6 protein-coding genes are annotated in these 4,033 nt (G+C 35.3%); 4 read left to right on the top strand and 2 right to left on the bottom strand.

The annotated features are described in order from the left end of the window. Nucleotides 1–327: IS6 family transposase (locus K9V48_RS27290; RefSeq protein WP_224142210.1), on the bottom strand; the 327-nt coding region annotated here is incomplete at its 3' end. Nucleotides 328–436: 109 nt separating this feature from the next. Here K9V48_RS27290 and K9V48_RS27285 point away from each other — a divergent pair. The 4 genes from K9V48_RS27285 (at nt 437) to K9V48_RS27270 (ending at nt 3,885) form a co-directional block, all read left to right on the top strand. Further along, nucleotides 437–613: a hypothetical protein gene (locus tag K9V48_RS27285; protein WP_224142209.1), complete on the top strand. Its 177-nt coding sequence runs from the start codon at nt 437–439 to the stop codon at nt 611–613. Between the two features lie 189 nt (nt 614–802). After that, complete coding sequence (locus K9V48_RS27280; RefSeq protein WP_224142211.1) at nt 803–1,456, top strand: ArsR/SmtB family transcription factor; 654 nt, start codon at nt 803–805, stop codon at nt 1,454–1,456. A 16-nt stretch (nt 1,457–1,472) separates the two neighbouring features. Further along, nucleotides 1,473–2,750, top strand: a complete 1,278-nt coding sequence (locus K9V48_RS27275; protein WP_224142208.1) for an MFS transporter — start codon at nt 1,473–1,475, stop codon at nt 2,748–2,750. A 958-nt stretch (nt 2,751–3,708) separates the two neighbouring features. Then, complete coding sequence (locus tag K9V48_RS27270; RefSeq protein WP_224142207.1) at nt 3,709–3,885, top strand: aspartyl-phosphate phosphatase Spo0E family protein; 177 nt, start codon at nt 3,709–3,711, stop codon at nt 3,883–3,885. A 55-nt stretch (nt 3,886–3,940) separates the two neighbouring features. Here K9V48_RS27270 and K9V48_RS27265 read toward each other — a convergent pair. Then, nucleotides 3,941–4,033 (bottom strand): IS3 family transposase (locus K9V48_RS27265; RefSeq protein ID WP_224141067.1); only part of this gene is annotated, 93 nt, incomplete at its 5' end.

Below are 4,033 nucleotides of genomic sequence, written 5' to 3'. Positions count from 1 at the left end.
TTTGCTTAAATAAAAATCAATCGTATTTCCTTCTGAATCAACGGCACGATATAGGTACATCCATTGACCATTGACTTTTACATACGTCTCATCGACTCGCCAAGAATCATTGGTTGGCTTAAGATGAGGCCGTACCCGCTCATCTAATTCAGGACCATACTGATGAACCCAACGCATAATGGTTGTATGAGCAATAGATAATCCGCGTTCTTCCATCATTTCGACTAAATCACGAAAACTGAGGTTATACCGTGGGTACCATCTCACGGTTAATAAAATAATATCAGGTTGATAATGTTTCCACTTGAATAGATTTTGCTTTTCCATACTGATCACGTCCTTTTTTAGAGTAATAGTATCAGTATGTCCAAGTTTGAGAGAATACTTGCAGATATTTTGAAGTTTTTGCACCAGAACCCTTAAAAAGGCGCTAAAAATGGGTAGTATTTATCCAGGTAAAGATTGGGCAAAAGGTTTTAATTTTATGCTTAGAAAAGACACAGAGACAAATATTACCTTAATGTTAGTAATAGGTTGGAATAGCGACCAGACAAAAATGAAAGCTGCTGGCTTTAATATAACAACAGGAGAATATATTCCGCCGCAGATTTGAATTTGTTTTGGCTATTCGCATTTGTTCAACTAACGTGTAGCATTAATTAAATAACCAGCACAAAAGGGAGTCCTGCCGACAAAACGCAGATATTATACGCTAAGGAATTTATTGATAATAAAAACAATCAGAATTATAATTCAAGTATTCAATAAAATACTTGAATAGGTTGGATGGTGATTTAAAATGATCAATGAACGAAATTTAAAAGATTTATTGTATCAAGAGTTCGCAAGAATAGGTAAAAGTCTGTCTAGTCCAAAACGATTGGAGATTCTCGATATTTTATCTCAAGGTCCGAAGTCAGTGGAGGCATTATCCAAAGCAACTACTATGTCTGTGGCGAATGTATCTCAACATTTACAAACCCTTGCTAATTCTAGATTAGTAAAGTTTCAGAAGAAAGGGAACTACGTCATTTACGAACTTGCAGATTCAGCTATTTCGGATTTTTTAACTTCCTTGCATATATTATCAGAAAAACAGTTTGTACAGGTTCAACAAATTAAACAAGAGTTCTTAAATGCCAATCTCGGCATGGATGGGGTTTCACTATTAGAACTTAAAGAACGGATTGAAAAAGGTGAAGTTATTTTGTTGGATGTGAGACCTACAGAAGAATATGAAGAGGCTCATATTCCTGGTGCTGTTTCTATGCCAATTGAAGAGCTAAGGGAAAAACTTTCTACTTTACCAACCAATTGTGATGTGGTTGCTTATTGCCGAGGTTGTTACTGTTTCATGTCGGTGGAAGCTGTTGAACTTTTAAGGTCCAGAGGTGTTAATGCTTTTCGTTTAGAGGAAGGTGTACGTGATTGGAAGAAATTACAGAATAATAAATGAATTGAGGTCCTAACCAATGTCTAGTAAGCCCTATCAATTGAGTCAGAGTTATGTAGATTCCCAAGAAAAACAAAAAAAGTTATACAAACGTACATTAATGATTGTAAGTATTTCACAAATTTTTGGTGGTGCAGGGTTAGCAGCTGGAATTACTGTAGGTGCACTTCTTGCACAACAAATGCTGGGTACGGACGCATTTGCTGGACTTCCTTCAGCTTTATTTACTTTAGGGTCCGCAGGAGCTGCTTTATTTGTTGGGGGACTTACCCAACGTTATGGACGTCGTACAGGTCTGACAGCTGGTTTCATGATTGGTGGACTTGGAGCAATAGGAGTAATTATTGCAGCTATAATAAATAGTGTTTTCCTGTTATTTGCTTCCCTATTTGTTTATGGTGCAGGGACAGCAACAAATTTACAAGCTCGGTATGCAGGTACGGACTTAGCAAATAGTAAACAGCGAGCGACTGCTATTAGTATTACTATGGTTTTTACAACATTTGGTGCAGTTGCAGGTCCGAATTTAGTGAATGTCATGGGGGATTTTGCTCTTTCTATTGGCGTTCCATCACTTGCAGGTCCTTTCATTTTATCAGCAGCAGCATATATTTTAGCAGGTCTTGTACTTTTCATTATGCTTCGTCCAGATCCGTTAGTTGTAGCAAGAACGATAGAAGCGTCCAATCAAGAACATGACCATAAAGAACGTTCTGAAGATACTGACCAAATAGAAAACAAAAAAGGTATTATCGTTGGTGTAACAATTATGGTTCTTACTCAAATTGTAATGGTTGCCATTATGACAATGACGCCAGTACATATGAGACATCATGGACATGGATTGGGAGAAATAGGCCTTGTTATTGGATTTCATATAGGTGCAATGTATCTACCTTCACTGGTTACAGGTGTCCTTGTTGATAAGTTGGGGCGTACTGCGATAGCTATTGCTTCTGGAATTACGTTGCTTCTAGCAGGTTTAATAGCAGCGATTGCACCAGGAGATTCTATGATTCTTCTAATAATTGCTCTTTCTTTACTTGGATTAGGATGGAATTTTGGTTTGATAAGTGGGACCGCACTTATTGTTGATTCGACTGAAACTTCAACACGAGCTAAAACCCAAGGTACAGTGGATGTTTTAATTGCATTATCAGGAGCTTCTGGGGGAGCCTTATCGGGAATGATTGTGGCTGGTTCAAGTTATACAACATTATCATTTATTGGAGGAATTTTATCTTTATTACTGATTCCAGTCGTAATCTGGTCCCGAGGAAGTAAAAAACTAAAATAAACTATTTGTTTTACGAAATCAGCATTTTCTTGTTGAACTACCGGGGTGTTTTAGTTCAACAAGAAAATATAAAAAAGTCGGTTCCTTTATAGGAATTCGACTTTTTTAGTCTGAAATTTGCTTAGCGTATAATATCCGCGTTTTGTCTGCAGGGCCCCAAAAGGATCTTCAATTGGGGGCTGTTGACAAACTAAAGAGTCTCATTACTAGACACAGCATATAGTAAATAAAAAAGAAGATGAACACTACATTTAGTAGATATTCATCTTCTTTTTTGTATGAAGGGGTATTTGTCAACAGCCCCAATTGGTAGATCCTTTTTCAATACCCATAACGTCTCATTATGTTAACTAGATTTGTATAGAGTATTCATTAGATTTATTAGGTTATTTACTACTTTTTATCTGGTTTGCTCTTGTTAACTGAAAGAGGATTTAGATAAAAAATACTTAGATAAGATTTAATTCTTACTTTTTCAATCATTAATAAAGGAAAAACCAATAAGAAAACAGTACTTATGCTGCTAATAACTACAAGAATAAATCCAAATCCAGAATTTATCACCTGATATATATACTCTCCTATTGTTGAATTCGGACTTAAATTATAAATAAAGATCATTACAAAACCTACTCGCCCAATAATAAAAAACATAACTGTTAGAATTTTCACAGGTTGTCTACTTCCTTATTTTTTTCTTATATTTCCCTTCCAAACATTTTACAATTCTTATACTTCAATATAAACCATGAAAGCAACGGAAAGGAGCTTCAAATCGAAGACCCTTTTTCAATGCCGATAACATCTGATTATGTTAACTAGAGATGAATGGCATAGACATGTTAATATAATTTAGTAATTTTTAACAAAAATAAATTTTAGTGGATTTAAGTACCTATTTTTTATAGAATTAAATATGTCTTTTAATTCAACAACATGTCAAGGTGATAAAGCGATTATGCAAAATTTACATGAAGAATTGTTTGTTCAAATTGAGAGAAAGAGAGAAGAGATGATCCTCCTTGGAAATCATCATGGGCTAACGTCCCCAGAAGTAATTCAGGCAAGTCAGCAGCTAGATCGTCTTCTTAATCATCTCGGTTATTTGAAAAAACATCCTTGTCAGATTAAATAAAAAACCTTTGGATTTAATTGATTCTGAGGTGACCCCTAAAAGTTAGAGTTTTATATTAAGCAGCTAATTGGCTGGTATGAATCCGGTATTGAACGGGACTCATGCCTGCCAATTTTTTCTTTATACGCTTGATATTATAATACTCTAT

The sequence above is a fragment of the Metabacillus rhizolycopersici genome, assembly GCF_020075705.1.
The sequence above is the reverse complement of the archived record's forward strand: the minus strand, read 5'-3'. Positions and strand labels throughout refer to the sequence as shown.